The organism is Chitinophaga sp. Cy-1792, assembly GCF_011752935.1.
GTDB lineage: Bacteria > Bacteroidota > Bacteroidia > Chitinophagales > Chitinophagaceae > Chitinophaga.
Genome location: NZ_VWWO01000001.1, coordinates 1,685,947 through 1,705,913 on the forward strand (window position 1 = coordinate 1,685,947; position 19,967 = coordinate 1,705,913).

Consider the following 19,967-nt stretch of genomic DNA (forward strand, 5'->3'; position numbering starts at 1 on the left):
ATTTCATGGCGGCAGATATATTTCTGCCGCCTTTTTTTGCTTATATGTCAATGGACAATACAAAAATCCTCCAGGGAAAGAAAATCCTGCTCGGCGTGACCGGCAGCATTGCCGCCTATAAAGCCGCCACCATCGTGCGTCTTCTCGTTAAAGAAGGCGCTACTGTAAAGGTTGTCATGACGCCCGCAGCCGCGGAATTCATCACCCCGCTGACCCTGGCCACGCTATCCAAACATGAAGTACCGCTGAATATCAGTGACCATAACAGCTGGAATAACCACGTGGAATTAGGCCGCTGGGCGGATGTGATGCTCATCGCTCCCGCCTCCGCCAATACCATTTCCAAAATGGCCCACGGTGGCTGCGATAATCTCGTGCTGGCAGTTTATCTCTCCGCTACCTGCCCCGTTCTCTTCGCACCAGCCATGGACGAAGATATGTGGCGTCATCCTGCTACCAGGAATAATGTGGAAAAACTGATTTCCTATGGTAATATCCAGATCCCGGTAGCCGTCGGAGAACTGGCAAGCGGACTCTTCGGTGAAGGCCGCATGGCTGAACCGGAAGAAATCATTGCCTTCCTGCGCCACCATTTCAGTACCAAGGGCGCTCCAAAACCGCTCAGTGGTAAACTGGCCGTGGTGACTGCCGGCCCTACGATCGAACACATTGATCCTGTGCGTTATATCAGCAATCACTCCAGTGGTAAAATGGGCATCGCAGTGGCGGAAGCCCTCGCCGACGCCGGCGCCCAGGTGAAGCTCGTACTTGGTCCTACCAACCTCAGTACCAACCACCCAGGTATCGAAACGATCAAGATACAGTCTGCCGAAGAAATGTTCCGCGCTGTGATCGCTGCATACCCGCTTTCTGATATCGTTGTAGCCGCCGCCGCCGTGGCCGACTATCGCCCGGTCAACGCCGCTGACAAGAAAATCAAAAAAGGGGAAGAACATCTTAACATCCCCCTGGAAAAAACACATGATATTCTCCGTACCCTGGGAAATAACAAAGGTCCTCAGCAAATGCTGGTAGGATTCTCCCTGGAAACAAATAACGAAAAAGAATACGCCCTCAAGAAACTGAGAGAAAAACACCTGGACCTCATCGTCATGAACTCCCTGGCAGATGCCGGTGCAGGCTTTAACTATGATACCAACAAGGTGACCCTGTTTGACAGAAAAGGCCGTGAACGCAGCTTCCCGCTGAAATCCAAACAAGAGGTTGCCCGTGATATTGTTTCTGCCATAATTGAATTACAACATGCTTAAACGCTTATCTGTCCTGCTATTGCAGGTTTTTCTGCTCTGCCTCCCCCTCATGAAGGCACAGGCGCAGGAAATGCGCGCCAACATTACCGTTGTGGCCAACCAGATTACCGGGGTAGACAAAAAAGTTTTTACAACACTACAGGCGGCGCTGAAAGAATTCGTCAACAACCGCCGCTGGGCGGATGGTGCCTATACACCTGCAGAACGCATCGAATGTAATTTCATGCTCAACCTGACAGGGGAAGTGAGTCCGGGGGTATACCGCGGCACCCTTACTGTGCAGGCTACCCGCCCGGTTTATAACAGCAGCTATGTTACCAGTATCCTCAACTTACAGGATAACAACGTTGTATTCAGGTATACAGAGTTTCAGCCTCTGGATTTCAGCGATACCCGCGTGGTAGCCAATGATCCGCTGGCATCGAACCTCACTGCGATCATGGCTTATTATACTTATGTAATATTGGGATTGGATGCAGACTCCTTTTCTCCTCGTGGCGGCGATGCATTCTTTAAAAGGGCTTCCAATATCGTTAATAACGCCCCTGACGGAAAAGATGTATCCGGATGGAAGGCATTCGAAGGCCAGCGGAACCGCTACTGGCTTACAGATAACCTCCTGAACGTAAAATTCAGCAACTTCCATGATGTGATGTACCAATATCACCGCATGGGGCTGGACGTGATGTACGACGACGTTACCGCAGGCCGTGGCGTAGTGATGAACTGCATTAACCTGCTCTTTGCCATTTACCAGGATATCCCTAATTCCATGCTCATGCAAACCTTCTATTCTGCCAAAGCAGATGAAATTATGAAGATATTCTCCAAAGCCATGCCACCAGAGAAAGCCAGAGCCGCAGAAATGCTCGCAAAAATGGATATCCCTAATGCAGGAAGGTACCAGGCAATGAAGTAAAACCCGCCTGTTGCCTTATTATTTTATCAGCAAATGTTGATAGCTTTACGCTTTGGTTAACAGCTACCATCCATCAGCAACATGAATTATTTGAAGAAACTCAGTATAGCCGCCATTATGATCTCCGCCGCCGCCTGTGGTGATGCAGACCGCACACCAAAAGGTATTCTCGGCCCCGATGAAATGAAGGACATACTGGTGGACCTGAACATAGCAGAAGCCTACGGCAATAATATGCCGTATACCAATGCAGCGTCGTTTGATTCGTTAAGACAAGAAAAAATTAAGATCTATTCCAAACAGGTATTGGACCTGCACCATGTTAGTGTGAAGGAATTTTATACCAGCTATACCTGGTACGAAGATCATCCCGATCGCTTGAAAGCAGTGATGCAGCAGGTACAGGAAGATATTACAAAGAAGAAAAATAAAGCCCCTGAAATGGGAGACCAGAGCGCACCGTTGAAATTCAGGCTGCGTATCATCTTCCCATATGCAGAAAAACATCTGCTGGTATCCGACGGAACCGATACCATCAAGCCATTTATCAGACATCAGTCGAAATAAATATAAAACACCAAAACATGAACAAAGTAATCGCAAATGCAGATGAGGCTATTCAGGATATAGGAGATGGCGCAACGCTGATGCTGGGAGGGTTTGGTTTGTGTGGAATTCCTGAAAACTGTATCGCTGCACTGGTGAGAAAGGGCGTAAAAGAGCTGACCTGTATCTCCAATAATGCAGGTGTGGATGACTTCGGACTGGGGCTGCTGCTGAAAACCAGGCAGATCCGCAAGATGATGTCGTCCTATGTAGGCGAAAATGCAGAGTTTGAAAGACAGTTACTGGCCGGAGAACTGGAGGTAGACCTGATCCCGCAGGGAACCCTGGCCACGCGCATCCAGATGGCTGGTATGGGCATTCCCGCCTTCTTCACGCCAGCAGGCTATGGCACCGAAATCGCCGAAGGAAAAGAAACTAGAGAATTCAATGGTAAGCACTATCTCATGGAACTGGCACTGCCGGCGGATTTCGCCATAGTGAAAGCATGGAAGGGCGACACCATGGGTAATCTTGTATTCCGCAAAACTACCCGCAATTTCAGTACCTCCATGGCCAAAGCCGGTACCATCACCATTGCAGAAGTGGAGCATCTGGTACAACCAGGTGAGCTGGACCCCGACCAGATCCACGTTCCGGGAATCTACGTACATCGTATTTTCCAGGGAAATGATTATGAAAAAAGGATAGAACGCAAAACGGTAAAGATCTGATAACCGTATTCCACGTGTGAACTGTCCCCATCTGCTTATCTCAAAAATATTACTATGGCGCTTGATAAATATGGCATCGCCAAAAGAATAGCACAGGAACTGAAGGATGGCATGTATGTCAACCTGGGTATCGGTATTCCTACGCTTGTTTCCAATTATGTGCCCGCAGGCATTTCCATTATGCTGCAGTCCGAAAACGGTATGCTGGGCATGGGTCCTTATCCCGATGAAAAAGATATTGATGCCGACCTGATCAATGCAGGTAAAGAAACGGTGACCATCATTCCTGGCGGCAGCTTCTTCGATTCTGCTGAAAGCTTTGGAATGATACGTGCCGGAAAGGTAGACCTGACCGTACTTGGCGCCATGGAAGTTTCCGATAGCGGCGACATCGCCAACTGGAAAATTCCTGGTAAAATGGTGAAAGGTATGGGTGGCGCCATGGACCTGGTGGCATCTGCCAGAAACATTATCGTGGCCATGATGCACACCAATCCTAAGGGAGAAAGTAAGCTATTGCCTGCCTGTACACTGCCTTTGACCGGTGTCAGCTGTGTGCGTAAAGTAGTGACCGAATTAGCGGTATTGGACGTTACACCTGATGGCTTCCGCTTACTGGAACGTGCGCCTGGCGTGAGTGTGGAGGAGATTCAATCCAAGACTGCCGGCAGGCTGATCGTAGCAGGTGAGATCCCTGAAATGAAATTATAATTGCAGCTGCAGGAAATATCCTGTTGGTCATCTGTATAAAAAAACTGCGGAACATAGCAAGCCAATGCGTTTGGTAGCTATGTTCCGCAGTTTTTTATGCTTGATAAGTAGATAAACACTTATGTAGAAGATTTTAATTTCATATATATATTTACCATATTGCGCCCCACTATACCTAAACCTTCAATTTACCTATGAGGAGATTCTGTACAATCCTGTTAGCCTCAGGAGCACTGACGGCGCACGCACAAGACCTGCCTGGGTTCCGCACCAGTAATTACGCAGGCGTAAACAGCGTATTTGCCAACCCTGCAAATATTGCCGATTCAAAATACAGTTGGGATTTTAATCTTGCTGGCGTCAGCTCAGGCATCGCCAACAACCAGTTTAAATATCAGCTCAGTAATGTGGGTAAAGCCTTTGAAATGGATACTATCAAAAATCAATTCTTTAATAGAAATGGTGGTGCCAGCAAAGCATTGATTACCGGGCAAGTCAGCCTGCCTTCCGTTATGTTTGGCGTGAAGAAATTCAAATTTGCCATCTCCAACAGAGTCAGAGTGGTGGGCAATGTGAATGACATCGATGGTAAACTGGCCGGCAAAATTATCGATGGCTTTTCCGACGGAAAAGACCTGCCGTACACCATTGCTTCGGGCAACAAAATGCGCACAAGCGCGAATGTCTGGTATGAATTAAATATGTCTGCTGCCAGAGAAATATTCCAGATAGGACCACACTACCTGAAAGGAGGTTTAACACTGAAATTCCTTGCCGGCCTTGGAAATGGCAGCATGCAAGTAGATAATCTGCAAGGTACACTTGTAGCAGATGAAGCCAGACAGGATGCTGCATTGACAAATGCCAGCGGCCGTATCGGCACACATTTCTCCGGCTTTTCTTTATTTGACGGAAACAACAACAATGGAACATCCAGTCAGACAGCCAGTGGCTATGGATTTGACATAGGGTTTGTATATGAATACCGCAACGATATTACAAACGACTATAAATTCAGATTGGGGCTGGCCATTACTGATATTGGCAGCATGAAGTACACTGCCGATCCTTATCGTTCCGGTACATTCGATATCAACATTCCGGCTAACCAACGCTTTTATTTAAGCAACCTGAATGGTGTAAATATTGAAGACTATAAAAACAAACTGGAATCGTATCCACAATACTTCCAGCAGGCAAAAGACAAAGCGGATGAAACGTATAAGGTGAGCTTGCCAGGCATGTTAAACCTGGATGGTGATTATCATATCGAGCGTAATTTCTTTGTAAATGTAAGCGGACAGTTTTCATTGGCTACATTAAAGAAGAAAGCCTACAATTCACAGTATATTGGCGGCTTCAGCATTACGCCAAGATATGATGGCCGTATCTTCGGATTCTTCCTGCCGTTGAGTTATAATCAGATCTCTAAATTCAATGCAGGCGCGAGCTTCAGAGTGGGGCCACTATATGTTGGAAGTGGTACTGTTCTTTCTGCTTTGCTGGGTAGTTCCCGTCAGGTGGATGGCTTCGTGGGTATTCGTTTCGGAAGATTAGCACGTAAATAATTTTATAGAGATGCAGTATTTTTATTTAACAAAAATGCTGCATCTCTATGCCCTCAAATAGGAAATAAATGGGTAACTTAGAACTTGCTAAAAGAGTTTGAAGTGCAAGTCGGATACCTTTGTTATAACGGCAAAAACATACATGCCGGAGAGCCCATTTTTACAGCGGATAACCGTTCATTCCGCTATGGAGACGGTTGTTTTGAAACAGTGAAAGTTTACCAGCAGAACGTTATCCTGGCAGACTTACACTATGAAAGACTTATTGCTAGTCTTAATTTGCTTCACTTCGATATCCCGACAAATTTTACTAAAGAATTCTTTGTCTCTTCTATTGTTAATCTTTGTATAAAGAATTCCATGGACGGCCTGGTGCGGATACGGTTTGCTGTATTCCGCTCTGATGGCGGGTTGTATGATCCTGTTAATAATCTCCCCAACTATGTAATACAGGCCTGGGAACTTAGTACGTCGGTGTTGGAGCTCAACGAAAGCGGACTTATTACAGACATCTTCCCGGATGTTAGAAAGAGTGCTGATAAATTGTCCTGCATAAAATCCAATAACTGCCTGCCTTACGTAATGGCAGCGATGTATGCCCGTCAGCACCGCCTGAATGAGGCTATTCTGCTTAATCCGTATGGCCGTATTGCAGATAGTACCATCGCCAATGTTTTTGTCGTGCAGGATGATGAAATATTTACCCCGCCACTTACTGAAGGGCCTGTCTGCGGTGTGATGCGTAAGTACCTTTTACAGGCAGAACTACCGTTTAAGATCTCAGAAAAAATACTGGAAGTAGAAGACCTTGAGAATGCAGATGAAATATTTCTGACCAATGCCATCTATGGCATCAGGTGGGTCGGCACATTTAAAGACAGCAGTTATGGCAACGCCACAGCAGCGATCCTGCATGAAATATTACATGAAAACCTGCTCGGTATCTAATCTTCATAAACATATATTTCGTAAATAATAATCGCAGATTTTCGGATAGATGATCTGCTTTATCTTTTATTTATGTCTGCTGAAATCGTTAATATCTGCTGGTTCAGACGTGATCTTCGTTTGGAAGACCAGGCGGCGCTGTACCATGCTTTGAAATCGGGAAAGCCGGTATTGCCGGTATTTGTTTTTGATACAACAATACTGGATGATCTTTTTGATAAGGCCGACAGGCGTGTAACCTTTATCTATAAGGTGTTGCAGGATATGCAACAGGAGTTACGCAATTACGGTGCTAATATCGAAGTCTTTCATGGCACACCGGCAGCGGCATTTGAACATTGGACCCAAAAGTACAGTGTGGGCGCCGTATATACCACGCATGATTATGAACCTTATGCCAGGCAGCGTGATGCGGCTATAGCAAAGCAACTGGCGCTGAAAGGCATTGGATTTCTTCAGTATAAAGACCAGGTGATTTTGGAAAAGAATGAAGTGCTGAAAGATAACGGTGAGCCATATACGATATTTACTCCTTACAGCAGGAAATGGCAAAGTGTGATAACCCCTTTTCAGCTGAAGTCCTATCCTGTCAGGAAGTACATGCACCATCTGTTCAAAGCTGCTGCAAAGGATCTGCCCTCCCTGGCATCAATAGGCTTCAAGCCTGCTGCAGATCAGGATTTCCCGGGTAGCATTCCCGATAAACATATTCTCTCGAATTATGATAAAACCCGTGACTTCCCTGCTTTGCATGGGACTTCAAGGATGGGGGTGCATCTGCGCTTTGGTACTATCAGTATACGTAAACTGATGCGTACCGCCATGGAGTTGAACCATACCTATGTGAATGAGCTGGTATGGCGTGAGTTTTATCAGATGATACTGTGGCATTTTCCACAGGTCGTGCATAGCAGTTTTAAGCCGCAGTATGATAAGATCGCATGGCGGAATAATGAAGCAGAGTTTAAGCGCTGGTGCGAGGGGCAAACCGGCTATCCTATTGTAGATGCGGGTATGCGGGAACTCAATACTACTGGTTATATGCATAACCGTGTGCGCATGATTACGGCCAGTTTCCTGACAAAGCATCTGCTGATCGACTGGCGATGGGGAGAAGCGTATTTTGCACAGCAGTTGCTGGATTATGATCTGGCGGCCAATAATGGCGGCTGGCAGTGGGCAGCGGGAAGTGGCTGCGACGCGGCGCCTTATTTCAGGGTGTTTAATCCTACGTTGCAGACACAGAAATTCGATAAAGGTCTGCAATATATACGTAAGTGGGTGCCTGAGTTTGAGGAGCTGACGTATGTTCATCCGATGGTATCGCATGAAATGGCCAGGAAGCGGGCTTTGGAGGTATACGGCAAAGCATTGAAACCATAAAAAAAATGCCTGATGTTATCGCATCAGGCATTTTTAATTTTATAGGCAGATGATCAGCGTTTTGTTTTTTCAGCGGCCGTCATCAGTGCATTAACAGCGGCGTGGCCTTCCTGGCCGAGGTCCAGGCTGAATTTGTTTACATAGAGATCAATGTGCTGACGCATTACTGATTCGTCCATTTCCTGGGCGTGAGAAGTAACGTAAGATGATAGCTCGGGGTACTTACTGAAGGAATACTGTAAGCTGCTGTGGATAAGTTTATCCAATTCGGCGCGTTTTTCTGCGGGGATATCTTTTTTTATGAAGATGCCACCGAGTGGGATGGGATTACCGGTAGTTCTTTCCCAGTATTCGCCCATGTCCATGAGTTTTTTCAGGCCTTTCAGCTGGTAGGTGAAACGGTTTTCGTGGATGATGACACCGGCATCTACGTCGCCGTTCAGTACGGCATTTTCGATTTCAGAGAAGACCATAATTTTTTTGTTTTTGGCTTCAGGGAAAGCGACGGAGAAGAGGAGGTTGGCGGTGGTGTTTTCTCCCGGAATGGCGATTGTTTTGTTTTTGATCTCATCCAGGGGGATGTCTTCACGGGCGATGAGCAGTGGTCCGCAGCCGCGGCCCAGGGCGCTGCCGCTGTTGAGCAGCTCGTACTGGTCTTTTACCTTGAGGTATACGGCGAAGCTGAGTTTTGTAACGTCCAGTTTGCCTTGAATAGCCCAGTTATTAAGTGTTTCCACATCTTCCAGGTTGGTGTCGAACGTAAATCCTTTTGTATCGATTTTATTATTCACCATTGCGTCGAAGATAAAGGTATCGTTCGGGCAGGGTGAAAATCCGAGCGTCAGGTGCATATTAAAAGTTTTTTGTTGCTAAGGAATAGTGATGGGAGAGCTGCTGGATGGTATTGGTGAGCTCTTCGTTCAGGTTTTTTACGGCCTGCGGGATTTGCCACTTGCTTTTATCCCTGATTTCCACGTAGTTAGATATGCTTCTAAGCTGAATGAAAGGGATATTTTCCTGTAGGCAGGCGTAGTGGAAAGCGGCACCTTCCATACTTTCGACTTCGGGCTGATATTTGGCTTCGAGTCGGGCGATGGTAGGGGCGCTGCCGCTGACCAGGTTGACGGAAATACCGTTTGCCAGGGGGAGGTTTTGTTGCAGGGGCCAGCACTTGAAGTCATTTACCAGGCTAATGCCGGTAAAAGGGTGCTGAGAGGCCTGCCAGAGCTGTATATCAAATAAATCTTTAAATTGATCATTATCCTCTGCGCCAAGGTCGGCGAGGTGTTCTTTTTCTATGGCTACAACGGTGCCCAGGGGCCAGTCGTGGCGGAAAGTACCACCGATACCTGCCTGAATGGCCACATGCGGGCTATGTAGGGAAAGATATTTACCCAGGCTAAAGGCGGTATGCATCATCCCGATTCCGGCGATCAGCACGTCAATTTCAATATCAGATAATCGGTATTTATGATTTGAAACTTGTTGACTATTATGTTCCAGGAAGTGGATAAAGGGTTGAATTTCCAGACTGGTAGCCGCTGTAACCAATATTTTCATACGATAAAAGTACGTCAAAAATGGATGTCCGAAGTGTAAAACAATTGACAAGAAATTGTTGAAATTGGATACACTCGCATAATAGTGGTAAATTTGCGCAAAATTTATTTGCAATAATGATCTATTTAACGCGAGTAGAGAACTTTAATGCAGCGCATAAGTTGTCTAACCCGAACTGGAGTGCAGAAAAGAACGAAGAGGTTTTTGGTAAATGCGCTAATGCAAACTGGCATGGGCATAACTATGAACTGCATGTAACTATAAAAGGTAATCCTGATCCTGAAACAGGTTTTGTGTTTAATGCTAAAACATTAGGCGTAATTATCAGGGATGCTGTTATTGAGAAGATCGATCACCGAAATCTTAATATGGACGTGGATTTCATGGCAGGCAAGTTTACTTCTGCCGAAAATCTGGCTATTGCTATCTGGGACCAGCTGGCACAGCATCTTCCGGAGGAAGTACAACTCCATTGTATTAAGCTGTATGAAACCCCACGCATCTACGTGGAGTATTACGGCGGCAAATAATACATGGGTGTATACCTGGTAACCGCATACCTCAAGGCTAAGACTGGTTATTTTCGAATTAAAATAAATAAGGATGGCGTATAATAAGATTGAAAGTTACGACGAGAAGATCACTGCTGATCTTATGGCGAATTACAAACAATGCCTGGAATTGTTGGGAGAGGATTCGGAGAGAGAAGGCTTGGTAAAAACGCCGGAACGTATGGCCAAGGCTATGCAATTCCTTACTCAGGGCTATCAGCTGGACGCAAAGGCTATCCTGAACGGTGCTAAGTTTACAGAGGCTTACAGTGAGATGGTAATCGTGAAAGATATAGAGCTGTATTCTATGTGTGAGCATCATATGCTGCCGTTTTTCGGGAAAGCACACGTAGCCTATATTCCTAACGGCTATATTACAGGATTGAGTAAGCTGGCCCGCGTGGTAGATGTATTTGCCCGCAGGTTACAGGTGCAGGAGCGCCTTACCCACCAGATCCTGGATGCTATCCAGGAAACACTGGAGCCAGAGGGTGTAGCTGTTGTGATTGAAGCACAACATATGTGTATGATGATGCGCGGGGTACAAAAACAGAATTCCGTTACCACAACTTCCGCTTTCAGCGGCCAGTTTGCTGACGGTACCACCCGTGCCGAATTCCTCAAACTTATTGGCAGATAGGCTGTTAGTCTACTGCATAACCTGATTTGGTAAATGAACGCCGTTGCCGGCGTTCATTTTATTTTTATGGCAACCTGTTTTTCCCTTTATTTGCACTCTGTTTCAAAATCAATATTTACTAATTTCTATTAGTTATATTAATAATTAATAGATTGTATATTTGATTTATTTTTTATTTGATATCAACAACCTAACAATAACCAAAATGAAGCATGCTTACGTATTCCCCGGACAGGGTTCTCAGTTTCCGGGTATGGGCAAAAACCTGTATGAAACCAATGCCAAAGCAAAGGACCTGTTCGAGAAAGCGAATGAAATCTTAGGATTCCGTATTTCCGACATCATGTTTTCCGGAACAGAGGAAGACCTGAAGCAGACGAAAGTAACCCAGCCGGCGGTGTTTCTGCATGCGGTAATTGGTTTTCTCTGTACAGAGCATGGTCAGCCGGATATGGTAGCGGGTCACTCTCTGGGTGAGTTTTCTGCCCTGGTAGCTAACGGTACCCTCTCTTTCGAGGAAGCGCTGAAACTGGTTGCTGTGCGTGCGAACGCTATGCAGAAAGCCTGTGAAATGCAGCCTGGAACTATGGCGGCAGTACTGGCACTGGACGACGCCAAAGTAGAAGAAATTTGTGCTGCTGTAACCGCCGAAACCGGCGAAGTAGTGGTAGCTGCTAACTATAACTGTCCTGGCCAGCTGGTAATTTCCGGCACTGTAAAAGGTATTGAAATTGCCTGTGAGCGTATGAAAGCTGCCGGTGCAAAAAGAGCGCTGGTACTGCCTGTAGGTGGTGCTTTCCACTCTCCGCTGATGGCGCCTGCCAAAGACGAACTGAAAGCTGCTATCGAAACAGCCACCTTCAACACACCTGCTTGCCCGGTTTACCAGAACGTAGCTGCTGCTGCTGTTACTGAACCTGCTCAGATCAAACAAAACCTGATCGATCAGCTGACAGGTGCCGTAAGATGGACACAATCCGTTCAGGCTATGGTAGCTGATGGTGCGGGTGAATTCACCGAAGTAGGCCCTGGTAAAGTATTACAGGGACTGGTTCAGAAAATTCACAAAGAAGCTGTGGTAAACGGCATCGAGAATAAATAAATGAACGACCGTTCAATAAAAAAGGCCACTACGCTTAGCGTAGTGGCCTTTTTCTATTTAAAACAGTTATATATCGGCTACCATTTCGTACTGGGATAACCAGTTGACCATGCCGGCATTTTCAAAAAAGAGGCTGATCTCCGGGAAATCGTCGTCTACGTTGAGTGCTGTGATAGCGGTACTGCTCAGTGCTTCAGTAGCATGTTTCAGCAGTGCACTGCCGATACCCTGGCGTCTGTAGTCCGGTGCCACACTGATATTTCGGATACGCCTGCTATTTTTATTGATCGCGAGATATCCGACAACCTTACCATCTTTCCTGGCCTCCCACGTAATAACGCTGGCTTCCCTTTTTATACATTGCGGGCGATTACTCCATGCAGGCTCCATATCCATGAAACCGGCGAGCATCAACCAATCGGGAGAAGGGTTATGCACAATCTCTATCTCAGGTAAACTACGGGTAATTTGTACATCTCCCTTGTAACTATGTAACAAACGGGTTTGGGTAAATCCGCTGCCTTTATAGGCATTGATGGCCTTCTGGTTGGTGCTGATTACTTCCAGGATAATCTGCAGAATGCCTTCCTGCTGGTAGATGGGAATGAAAGATTCATACATCTGCTGTACCAGCCGCTGGCCTCTGTAGGCGGGTATAACACCGGTACCTCCGTTGTAGAGAATGAGCGGATTTTCTAGGCTGTCTGTCCCGTGTAAAATAAAGCCACATAGTTCACTACCGTTGAAAGCGCCGATGGAGAAATTACGCTGCAGGTTTTCTGCAGCCATTTTTTCTTCCAGCATGCTGGGTGTAAGGTGCAGCGGCACTAGGTAGTCGCTGAAAGCCAGATTAAAGGTATCCGTAATCTTTTCCGTTGATTCCAGCCGGAGATCGTGGAAGTCATGGAGAAATGTCATGATGAATATTAGATATGGTCAATATTAATAATCAAATCTCATATACAGCAGCGGAATTATATGAGCGGAAAAACTATTTCATTTCTATGCTCACATTTATCCATTCCGGGTCGAATTTAGCCTGGAATTTTTTATAGAAATTAATCGCTGGTTCATTCCATTCCAGTACCTGGAAAGTGATGCCGCAGAACTGTTTCTCCCTGGCTTCCTCAAACAGTTGCTCAAACAGTAGCTGACCTACCTGGCGGCCTCTCCATTTTTCAGTTACGATAATATCTTCGAGGTAGAGGCGTGACCCTTTCCAGGTAGAATACCTTACGTAATATAATGCAAATCCAACGATGAATTCTTTGTCGTCCTCCATTACTGTTGCAACAAATGCCTTCCATACAGGATTGCTTCCAAAACCTGCTTCTTCAAAGTGTTCGAGGGTTACGGTTACTTCTTCCGGCGCTTTTTCATATTCCGCCAGCTCTCTGATCAATTCCAATAAACGTGGACAATCTTCTTTTCGTGCAACCCTTACCGTAATTTTTTCCATATGTAAATCTGTTATAATAAATTAACTGCTATTTGCGGCGTTGCGGTCCGGTCCCATACCGGTTCAATTTTTATGAATCCTGCTGTCACTACATGTTTCCGGGGAAATATACATTTGTTCCCGATGTGCACCTCTTGCAAAATAATTAAAAAATACTGTTGGAAGAGGATTCGGGTTAGAGGAAAGATGATGTAGGAGAGAGGAAGATGTAGAAATTACTGGTACAAAATTGCTAAACAATATTTTATTTTGTTGGAATTTCCGGAAGATACAAAAAGATTAAAATGAAAGATATCCTCGAAAGATATACCGCTTACAATGTATGGGCCAACAAGCGCGTTTGTACAGTATTGCAGAAGCTGACGGAGGAGCAGGCAATACAGGAGCTGGGAGGAAGTTTTGGGAATATGCGGGACACGGTATTGCATATATGGAATGCCGAAGCAGTGTGGCTGCAGCGATTGCAGCTGGTAGAGAAGCCGGTGGAGCCCGGGGGGACATATCCGGGAAGTTTTTCCGCCGGTTGTGACCAGTGGCAGAAGACCTCCGTTATGCTGGAGTCGTGGGTGAAGGCAGCAACGCCGGCCAGGCTGGGACATGTGGTCGCCTTTACCAGGCAAAAAAGCGACCATTACAAGATGAAAGCCGAAGACATCCTGATGCATGCTTGCAACCACAGCTCTTTTCACCGGGGGCAGCTGGTATCTATGCTAAGGCAGCTGGGGGTTACAAAAATCCCGTCGCTGGACTTCAGCACATTTACTACAAGGAAATAGCCCGATTTTAATATTCATTGTATTATTTTTACATATTCTTGATCAGACAAATAACCACTTTATGAACGCGGCTTCTTTTTATTCGCAGGCACCAAGGCATTTAGTAGCAGTAGATTGCATCATTTTCGGATTTGATGAAGGTAAGCTGAAACTGCTGGTGATCAAGCGTAAAGTGGCGCCAATGGCGGGCGAATGGTCGCTGGTTGGCGGTTTTGTGCAGGAAGACGAAGGTACCAATGATGCTGCGGCCAGGGTATTGAAGATGACCACCGGCTTAGATGATATTTATATGGACCAGCTGCACTGCTATGGCGACGTATCCCGCGATACCGGCGCCCGCGTGATCTCTGTGGCCTATTATGCACTTATCAGGATCAAGGATCATGATAAGCCGCTGGCCCAGGAGCACGGAGCACACTGGCTGGAACTGGAACATATGCCGGAGCTGATATTTGATCATAAGAAGATGATTGAAGATGCGCTGGTAAAACTGCGCGACAATGCCCAGTTTCACCCGATAGGCTTTGAGCTGCTGCCAGAGAAATTTACCCTTTCACAACTCAGAAGCTTATACGAAGAAATTTACGGCCGCACACTGGATAAACGTAATTTCCGTAAGAAAATACTCTCGCTGGATGTCATGGAAAAACTGGAAGAGAAAGATAAAACCTCTTCCAAGAAAGGCGCGCATCTTTACAGGTTTGATCCTGATAAATATGAGCTGCTGAAGCGTAAAGGCCTGGTGTTTGAGATCTGATGCGTTGTTCATTCTGTTCATTACTTCTTTCCAGCTGTTCATTTTCTGCGAACAGTGCCATTGCATCGTTATTAGGAGTTTTTTGACTATTTTCAGTTATGCAATTGCATGTGCATGATTCGATTTTATCCATATCTCAGGAATTTTCTGTTATTGCTTGTCTTGTTATTACTGCTGAAGGACCTGCGGGGCCAGCAGCCGGTAATTGCAGGGGTAAAGGCTGAACTGGAAACGACAACGGATAGTATAGCGTATGTTGATATATTAAACCGGCTGGCTACACTTTATCAGGCCTGTCAGCTGGACAGCTGTGGCGTATATGCTGATGAAGCTGTAAAAGTAGCTTCCAGGCAGCATTATACAGCCGGACTAACAGTCGCATTGCGTAATATGGGTAGTTTCTATGCCTTCAAACCCAACCGCTACCTCTCTTATCTTTTTTACAACGAAAGTCTGCTCTCCGCCCGTGAATCCGGTGATTCGGCCAGTGTGGCCCTCAACCTGATGAACATCGGTATATACCAGAACTACCTGGGCTATATGGCACAGGGCAAGGCAATGATGGATACTGCCATGGCCAGGGGCCAGGCATTGAAAAACGACTCCATTTATGGCTTGCTGCTGGCAAATTACTACGTAATCCATGCGGCAGATACCACTCCGGAAGCCAGGAAACAGGCTGCCGAAGCCCTGCACCAGGCTGCTATTACTGCCATGCGGTATAATAACCAGCGGGAAATATTGTATACCAGGCTATTACAGGCAAATGAACAAGTGCAGCTGGGAAAAGTGAAAGAGAGCATGGCCATGCTACAGGAAACCTTACAGAACGCAGAAGAACAAGGATTGTATTACCTGTGCTTATATGGGGCCATACAGCTGGCAGGTTATAAATCAGCATTTCATCAGGCTGATAGTATGACTTATTTCCGTAAGGGGCTCGACTATGCTATAAAAGGCGGATACCTGGGGCTGATGAAGCCAACCGTGATGAAGTTGTATGAACACAGCGAAAAAGCGGGAGATCATGCCGCTGCAAATTACTATACTGGTTTACTGGCCCGGATACTCAATCAGGAAGAAGAGGTAAAAACGGCTGGTACCAGCATTTTCATGGATATTTCTGCCAACGACCATAAGCTGGATTCCATGAAGCTGCAGCATATGTATCAGCGTAGCGTACTGGAAAAAAAGAGTACTGAAACGATCTACTGGCGCTATCTTTCTATCTTTTTGCTGGTAGTGTTATTGTTGCTCTCTTCCTTACTGCTGCATCTTTTTCAGGCCTACAGGATGAGTCGTAGTAACGCGCGGCGACTGGCTTTCCTGCAAAAAGAACTGAACGCCAGAACGGAGCAGCTGCGAATAAATGATGATTTCAAAAATAAGCTGATCTCGCTGATAGCGCATGACTTCAGGAGTCCTTTGAATAATATTGTAAGTATCAGCAGCTTTGTAGAAGAAGATACGATTTCCCTGGAAGACGCCACTGGTATGATTGTGAAGGTAGACGCCCGTGCAAAAAATACATTACAGGTTTTTGATGGTATTCTCCGGTGGATGCATACTCAACTCTCTGGTTTTACCTATCAGCCGGAACCTTTTGTAGTAAAGGATATGGTGGCGATAACCGCAGAAACCCTGCAGCCCATACTGGCGGAAAAGCAGCTGCAAGTGGTTATTTCTCCGGATGCTGATGCCGCAGTGATGGCAGATTATGAAATGCTGCAATTTGTGAACAGGAACCTGTTGCACAACGCCACTAAATTTTCGGAGAAAGGGCAGGCAATAACCGTGACGGTTACACGTAATAAAACGATGGTGACAGTAGCTTTTTCTGATGAGGGTACTGGCATCGATCCGGCAGTATTGCCTGGATTGTTTTCGGTAGGCCAGACCATGACTGCCAAGGGACGTAAAGGTAAAGGGGCAGGAATCGCGTTGATCATCTGCAAAGATTTTATAGAAAAAATGAATGGTGAAATATGGGCAGAGAACAATCCGGTGAAAGGAGCGACGTTCTGCTATAGTTTACCGGCTGCTAAAACGGAAGCATGATAAGGAGGATCGCATATATCATATTGTTGGTATCGGGCTGTTGTTTTGGCAGCTGGATGCCGGCGTATGCCTATGATACCCCCGCAGATTCACTCTATCAACGTTTGCAGCATTGTATTGCTATGGGTGATGAAGCTGATGCCGCGGCAACCAGGCAGGAGATATACCTGCTGGCCCATCAGGATAATTCCAGGCTGGACAGCATTGATTACCTGGAGTTTTTGCTGAAAGCCCGGGCAGGGCAGGCGTTGGCCATGAAGAATAAATTGCAGCAGGAGAAAATCCAGGAGAAAGTACAGGAAAAGAAAAATACGCAATTGCTGACAGCGGGTCTGATAGTAGTAGCCGTGTTGCTGCTGGTATTACTGTTGAGCAGGTATTATAATTTCAGAAAGGCCCGTCGTCAGGAAAAAGAACTGGCAAAAGGATATGCTGCCATTTCTGAGAAAAATGCCGAGCTGAAGGCTACAGACGAGTTTAAGAATAAGCTGATTTCCATTATAGCCAATGATTTCCGGGAACCATTATTACATATTACCACTGTTGCCGGAGAGTTGAAGAGTGGGGAGATGAGTAAAGCGGAGATGCTGGAGGCGATGCGCCAGATTGGGGCTTCGTCGCAAAAGACCCTTGAGGTGTTTGATAATGTATTAAGATGGATTAAGCTACAGTTGTCAGGCTATGAGTATTCGCCGGTGACTTGCTGGCTACAGGAGCAGGTGCAGGCGGCGGAGATAGGGTTGGATATGAGCATACGGGAGCATCATCTGTCGGTGGTAGACCGTATTCCGGATACGATGGTGGTAGAGGCTGATATGGAGATATTGCAGTTTATCCTGCGGCATATGTTGCTGGCAGCGATAAAGCATGCGGTGCCTGATAGTTTGCTGATATTGGATGCCTGGCCTGATGAGGAGCGGGTACGTACCTCCCTGGCGATAGATGCCGGTGCCAATGCGGTGGATGTATCGGAGGGGGTATTTGCGTGGCAACGGGATACTTACGCACTGGGGATGGCGGTGAGTCGTGATTTTGCGGTAAGAATGGGGGGAGATATAGTAGTAGAAGTAAGTGCGGACAGATATCTCACTATTTCCCTGGTATTAAAACAGGGAAGGGGCACTATTGTACCCCTTCTGTCTTAGTATCAAACATTTTCCGGTAAAACCGAATTAAATTTTATCTCCGTCGTACGCCCATTTGATATAGGAGGAGCCCCAGGTGAAGCCACCACCAAATGCTGCGAGGATCAGGTTATCGCCTTTTTTCAGTTGTTTTTCGTAATCCCAGAGGCAGAGCGGAATAGTACCGGCGGTAGTATTTCCGTAGCGTTGGATATTCATCATTACTTTTTCTTCCGGCAGGTTGATATAGGAAGAAGTAGCGTTGATGATACGTTGGTTTGCCTGGTGAGGCACGAGCCATGCGATGTTGTCCGCGGTGAGGTTGTTGCGTTTCATCACGTCTCCGGCTGCTTCAGCCATGTTGGAAACTGCGTATTTGAATACCATTTTACCTTCCTGGTACACATAGTGTTCGCGGTTGGTAACGGTTTCGATACTTGCAGGTTTCACGGAGCCACCAGCTTTCATGTGGAGGTATTCGCGGCCATGACCATCACTTTTCAGGATGCTGTCGATGAGGCCATAACCTTCTGTATTAGGTTCCAGCAGTACACCACCGGCGCCATCACCGAAGATGATGCAGGTAGTTCTGTCGGTATAGTCAATGATAGAGCTCATTTTATCGGCGCCGATGACCATTACTTTTGAGTAACGACCACTTTCGATGAAGCGGGCACCAGTATCGAGTGCATAGAGGAATCCTGAGCAGGCGGCGCTGATATCGAAGCCGAAAGCGTTTACGGCACCAATTTTATCAGTTACCACATTGGCAGTAGCCGGGAAGGTCATATCCGGGGTAACTGTGGCCACAATCAGCAAATCGATATCGGCAGGTGAAATGCCTCTCTTTTTGCAGATCTCGAGTGCTACAGGCACGCACAAGTCAGAGGTACCTTTCCCTTCCCCTTTCAGAATTCTTCTTTCGGAGATACCGGTACGGGTTAATATCCACTCATCAGTTGTATCGACTAATTTCTCCAGCTCCTTATTCGAAAGAACATAGTCGGGAACATAGCCACCCACCGCTGTAATCGCGGCCGTAATTTTATTCATATGAACTAAATATGTGTTTAAATCGAGGCGTAAAAATACGACATAAACGAATATTTCCTAAAAAAGTCGCATATGAGCCCTTTAAAGGCATTTGACAATACGTTAAAAGTTAGCATCTTTGCCGGTATTCGGGGAAATGAGAATTATTATTTTTTCCCAAGTTTCATTAACTTACTGAACCTTTACCTTGTATGATCGCTTATTTGAATGGAAAACTGGCTTATAAATCTCCTGCGCTTGTACACCTCGATGTGAATGGAGTTGGTTATGAAGTCCAGATAAGTTTGAATACATATTCCCGTATTCAGGGACTGGAGTCCTGTAAATTGTTAACTTATCTGCATATTAAAGAAGATGCCCATACCATGTATGGCTTCTTTGAAGAATCGGAGAGAAGCCTTTTTTTGCTGTTAATCAGCGTTTCGGGTATCGGCGCGAGCACCGCCAGAATGATGTTATCTTCTCTTCAACCGGAAGATATTACCCGTGCGATTATGATGGAAAACGAGAAAATGCTCGAAAGCGTTAAGGGTATAGGCGCCAAAACAGCGAAACGGGTTATCCTGGAACTCAAGGATAAAGTGAAAAAAGGAAAAGATCATCCTATACATTTATCTCTGCCTGCAGACAATACTATTCAAGAAGATGCGTTAAATGCACTGGTAACTTTGGGAATTGCCAAAAACATGGCGGAATCGGCAATCACGAGAGTTATGAAAAATGAACCACTATTGCAAAATCTCGAAGAGCTGATAAAGAAGGCTCTGAAGAGTTTATAATTTACGTTACCTCTATAAAAACCTATTTTTC

General features: G+C 46.0%; 21 protein-coding genes. 16 read left to right on the top strand and 5 right to left on the bottom strand.

Annotated elements, in window-relative coordinates:
• Window positions 1–5 precede the first annotated feature (5 nt).
• From coaBC to F3J22_RS06970, 8 genes are all read left to right on the top strand, one after another.
• A complete protein-coding gene (gene coaBC / locus F3J22_RS06935) occupies window positions 6–1,271 on the top strand; it encodes a bifunctional phosphopantothenoylcysteine decarboxylase/phosphopantothenate--cysteine ligase CoaBC (protein ID WP_240155016.1) in 1,266 nt (421 codons plus the stop codon).
• Window positions 1,264–2,190 (top strand): DUF4835 family protein, encoded by a 927-nt coding sequence (locus F3J22_RS06940; RefSeq protein ID WP_167015603.1) that lies wholly within the window; start codon window positions 1,264–1,266, stop codon window positions 2,188–2,190. Before coaBC ends, F3J22_RS06940 begins: the two co-directional genes overlap by 8 nt.
• Window positions 2,191–2,280: 90 nt before the next feature.
• Window positions 2,281–2,757, top strand: coding sequence for a DUF4296 domain-containing protein (locus tag F3J22_RS06945; protein WP_167015605.1), 477 nt, complete (start codon window positions 2,281–2,283; stop codon window positions 2,755–2,757).
• Window positions 2,758–2,774: 17 nt separating this feature from the next.
• Window positions 2,775–3,467, top strand: coding sequence for a CoA transferase subunit A (locus F3J22_RS06950; RefSeq protein ID WP_167015607.1), 693 nt, complete (start codon window positions 2,775–2,777; stop codon window positions 3,465–3,467).
• Window positions 3,468–3,521: 54 nt separating this feature from the next.
• Window positions 3,522–4,178: a 3-oxoacid CoA-transferase subunit B gene (locus tag F3J22_RS06955; RefSeq protein WP_167015609.1), complete on the top strand. Its 657-nt coding sequence runs from the start codon at window positions 3,522–3,524 to the stop codon at window positions 4,176–4,178.
• Between the two features lie 194 nt (window positions 4,179–4,372).
• Entirely contained in the window at window positions 4,373–5,746 is a 1,374-nt protein-coding gene (locus F3J22_RS06960; RefSeq protein ID WP_167015611.1) for a DUF5723 family protein, read from the top strand.
• A 102-nt stretch (window positions 5,747–5,848) separates the two neighbouring features.
• Window positions 5,849–6,694 carry an aminotransferase class IV gene (locus F3J22_RS06965; RefSeq protein ID WP_167015613.1) on the top strand — a complete coding sequence of 282 codons (846 nt, stop codon included), beginning with the start codon at window positions 5,849–5,851 and terminating at the stop codon, window positions 6,692–6,694.
• A gap of 72 nt (window positions 6,695–6,766) precedes the next feature.
• Window positions 6,767–8,077, top strand: coding sequence for a deoxyribodipyrimidine photo-lyase (locus tag F3J22_RS06970; protein WP_167015615.1), 1,311 nt, complete (start codon window positions 6,767–6,769; stop codon window positions 8,075–8,077).
• Window positions 8,078–8,130: 53 nt separating this feature from the next.
• Here the strand turns inward: F3J22_RS06970 and F3J22_RS06975 are convergent, their stop codons facing one another.
• On the bottom strand, window positions 8,131–8,928 hold the full coding sequence (locus F3J22_RS06975; protein WP_167015616.1) for a 1,4-dihydroxy-6-naphthoate synthase: 798 nt from the start codon (window positions 8,926–8,928) through the stop codon (window positions 8,131–8,133).
• A 1-nt stretch (window position 8,929) separates the two neighbouring features.
• Complete coding sequence (mqnB, locus tag F3J22_RS06980) at window positions 8,930–9,637, bottom strand: futalosine hydrolase (RefSeq protein WP_167015618.1); 708 nt, start codon at window positions 9,635–9,637, stop codon at window positions 8,930–8,932.
• Window positions 9,638–9,753: 116 nt separating this feature from the next.
• Here mqnB and F3J22_RS06985 point away from each other — a divergent pair, with 116 nt between their 5' ends.
• From F3J22_RS06985 to fabD, 3 genes are all read left to right on the top strand, one after another.
• The gene (locus F3J22_RS06985; RefSeq protein WP_167015620.1) at window positions 9,754–10,167 is read left to right on the top strand and encodes a 6-carboxytetrahydropterin synthase; all 414 of its coding nucleotides are present in this window, start codon (window positions 9,754–9,756) and stop codon (window positions 10,165–10,167) included.
• Between the two features lie 73 nt (window positions 10,168–10,240).
• A complete protein-coding gene (gene folE / locus F3J22_RS06990; RefSeq protein WP_167015622.1) occupies window positions 10,241–10,828 on the top strand; it encodes a GTP cyclohydrolase I FolE in 588 nt (195 codons plus the stop codon).
• 205 nt (window positions 10,829–11,033) lie between these two features.
• Window positions 11,034–11,930 (top strand): ACP S-malonyltransferase, encoded by an 897-nt coding sequence (gene fabD, locus F3J22_RS06995; RefSeq protein ID WP_167015624.1) that lies wholly within the window; start codon window positions 11,034–11,036, stop codon window positions 11,928–11,930.
• A gap of 66 nt (window positions 11,931–11,996) precedes the next feature.
• Here fabD and F3J22_RS07000 read toward each other — a convergent pair whose 3' ends face one another.
• Both F3J22_RS07000 and F3J22_RS07005 read right to left on the bottom strand, forming a co-directional pair.
• Window positions 11,997–12,848 carry a GNAT family N-acetyltransferase gene (locus tag F3J22_RS07000; protein WP_167015626.1) on the bottom strand — a complete coding sequence of 284 codons (852 nt, stop codon included), beginning with the start codon at window positions 12,846–12,848 and terminating at the stop codon, window positions 11,997–11,999.
• A gap of 73 nt (window positions 12,849–12,921) precedes the next feature.
• The gene (locus F3J22_RS07005) at window positions 12,922–13,389 is read right to left on the bottom strand and encodes a GNAT family N-acetyltransferase (RefSeq protein WP_167015628.1); all 468 of its coding nucleotides are present in this window, start codon (window positions 13,387–13,389) and stop codon (window positions 12,922–12,924) included.
• A gap of 284 nt (window positions 13,390–13,673) precedes the next feature.
• Between F3J22_RS07005 and F3J22_RS07010 the strand changes: the two genes are divergently transcribed.
• The 4 genes from F3J22_RS07010 (at window position 13,674) to F3J22_RS07025 (ending at window position 18,125) form a co-directional block, all read left to right on the top strand.
• A complete protein-coding gene (locus F3J22_RS07010) occupies window positions 13,674–14,165 on the top strand; it encodes a DinB family protein (RefSeq protein WP_167015630.1) in 492 nt (163 codons plus the stop codon).
• Window positions 14,166–14,226: 61 nt separating this feature from the next.
• A complete protein-coding gene (locus F3J22_RS07015; protein ID WP_167015632.1) occupies window positions 14,227–14,922 on the top strand; it encodes an NUDIX domain-containing protein in 696 nt (231 codons plus the stop codon).
• A gap of 114 nt (window positions 14,923–15,036) precedes the next feature.
• Window positions 15,037–16,980 carry a sensor histidine kinase KdpD gene (locus F3J22_RS07020; RefSeq protein ID WP_167015634.1) on the top strand — a complete coding sequence of 648 codons (1,944 nt, stop codon included), beginning with the start codon at window positions 15,037–15,039 and terminating at the stop codon, window positions 16,978–16,980.
• Window positions 16,977–18,125, top strand: coding sequence for a HAMP domain-containing sensor histidine kinase (locus F3J22_RS07025; RefSeq protein ID WP_167015636.1), 1,149 nt, complete (start codon window positions 16,977–16,979; stop codon window positions 18,123–18,125). Before F3J22_RS07020 ends, F3J22_RS07025 begins: the two co-directional genes overlap by 4 nt.
• Before the next feature lie 27 nt (window positions 18,126–18,152).
• Here the strand turns inward: F3J22_RS07025 and F3J22_RS07030 are convergent, their stop codons facing one another.
• Window positions 18,153–19,157 carry a beta-ketoacyl-ACP synthase III gene (locus F3J22_RS07030; RefSeq protein ID WP_167015638.1) on the bottom strand — a complete coding sequence of 335 codons (1,005 nt, stop codon included), beginning with the start codon at window positions 19,155–19,157 and terminating at the stop codon, window positions 18,153–18,155.
• A 191-nt stretch (window positions 19,158–19,348) separates the two neighbouring features.
• Here F3J22_RS07030 and ruvA point away from each other — a divergent pair, with 191 nt between their 5' ends.
• On the top strand, window positions 19,349–19,936 hold the full coding sequence (ruvA, locus tag F3J22_RS07035; RefSeq protein ID WP_167015640.1) for a Holliday junction branch migration protein RuvA: 588 nt from the start codon (window positions 19,349–19,351) through the stop codon (window positions 19,934–19,936).
• Window positions 19,937–19,967: the final 31 nt, after the last annotated feature.

Excerpts from the sequence above, each read along its gene's own strand:
- coaBC (WP_240155016.1), top strand. The coding sequence starts at position 6 with ATGGCGGCAGATATATTTCTGCCGCCTTTTTTTGCTTATATGTCAATG.
- F3J22_RS06940 (WP_167015603.1), top strand. The coding sequence starts at position 1,264 with ATGCTTAAACGCTTATCTGTCCTGCTATTGCAGGTTTTTCTGCTCTGC.
- F3J22_RS06950 (WP_167015607.1), top strand. The coding sequence starts at position 2,775 with ATGAACAAAGTAATCGCAAATGCAGATGAGGCTATTCAGGATATAGGA.
- F3J22_RS06955 (WP_167015609.1), top strand. The coding sequence starts at position 3,522 with ATGGCGCTTGATAAATATGGCATCGCCAAAAGAATAGCACAGGAACTG.
- F3J22_RS06960 (WP_167015611.1), top strand. The coding sequence starts at position 4,373 with ATGAGGAGATTCTGTACAATCCTGTTAGCCTCAGGAGCACTGACGGCG.
- F3J22_RS06970 (WP_167015615.1), top strand. The coding sequence starts at position 6,767 with ATGTCTGCTGAAATCGTTAATATCTGCTGGTTCAGACGTGATCTTCGT.
- F3J22_RS06975 (WP_167015616.1), bottom strand. The coding sequence starts at position 8,928 with ATGCACCTGACGCTCGGATTTTCACCCTGCCCGAACGATACCTTTATC.
- mqnB (WP_167015618.1), bottom strand. The coding sequence starts at position 9,637 with ATGAAAATATTGGTTACAGCGGCTACCAGTCTGGAAATTCAACCCTTT.
- F3J22_RS06985 (WP_167015620.1), top strand. The coding sequence starts at position 9,754 with ATGATCTATTTAACGCGAGTAGAGAACTTTAATGCAGCGCATAAGTTG.
- folE (WP_167015622.1), top strand. The coding sequence starts at position 10,241 with ATGGCGTATAATAAGATTGAAAGTTACGACGAGAAGATCACTGCTGAT.
- fabD (WP_167015624.1), top strand. The coding sequence starts at position 11,034 with ATGAAGCATGCTTACGTATTCCCCGGACAGGGTTCTCAGTTTCCGGGT.
- F3J22_RS07000 (WP_167015626.1), bottom strand. The coding sequence starts at position 12,848 with ATGACATTTCTCCATGACTTCCACGATCTCCGGCTGGAATCAACGGAA.
- F3J22_RS07005 (WP_167015628.1), bottom strand. The coding sequence starts at position 13,389 with ATGGAAAAAATTACGGTAAGGGTTGCACGAAAAGAAGATTGTCCACGT.
- F3J22_RS07010 (WP_167015630.1), top strand. The coding sequence starts at position 13,674 with ATGAAAGATATCCTCGAAAGATATACCGCTTACAATGTATGGGCCAAC.
- F3J22_RS07015 (WP_167015632.1), top strand. The coding sequence starts at position 14,227 with ATGAACGCGGCTTCTTTTTATTCGCAGGCACCAAGGCATTTAGTAGCA.
- F3J22_RS07020 (WP_167015634.1), top strand. The coding sequence starts at position 15,037 with ATGATTCGATTTTATCCATATCTCAGGAATTTTCTGTTATTGCTTGTC.
- F3J22_RS07025 (WP_167015636.1), top strand. The coding sequence starts at position 16,977 with ATGATAAGGAGGATCGCATATATCATATTGTTGGTATCGGGCTGTTGT.
- F3J22_RS07030 (WP_167015638.1), bottom strand. The coding sequence starts at position 19,157 with ATGAATAAAATTACGGCCGCGATTACAGCGGTGGGTGGCTATGTTCCC.
- ruvA (WP_167015640.1), top strand. The coding sequence starts at position 19,349 with ATGATCGCTTATTTGAATGGAAAACTGGCTTATAAATCTCCTGCGCTT.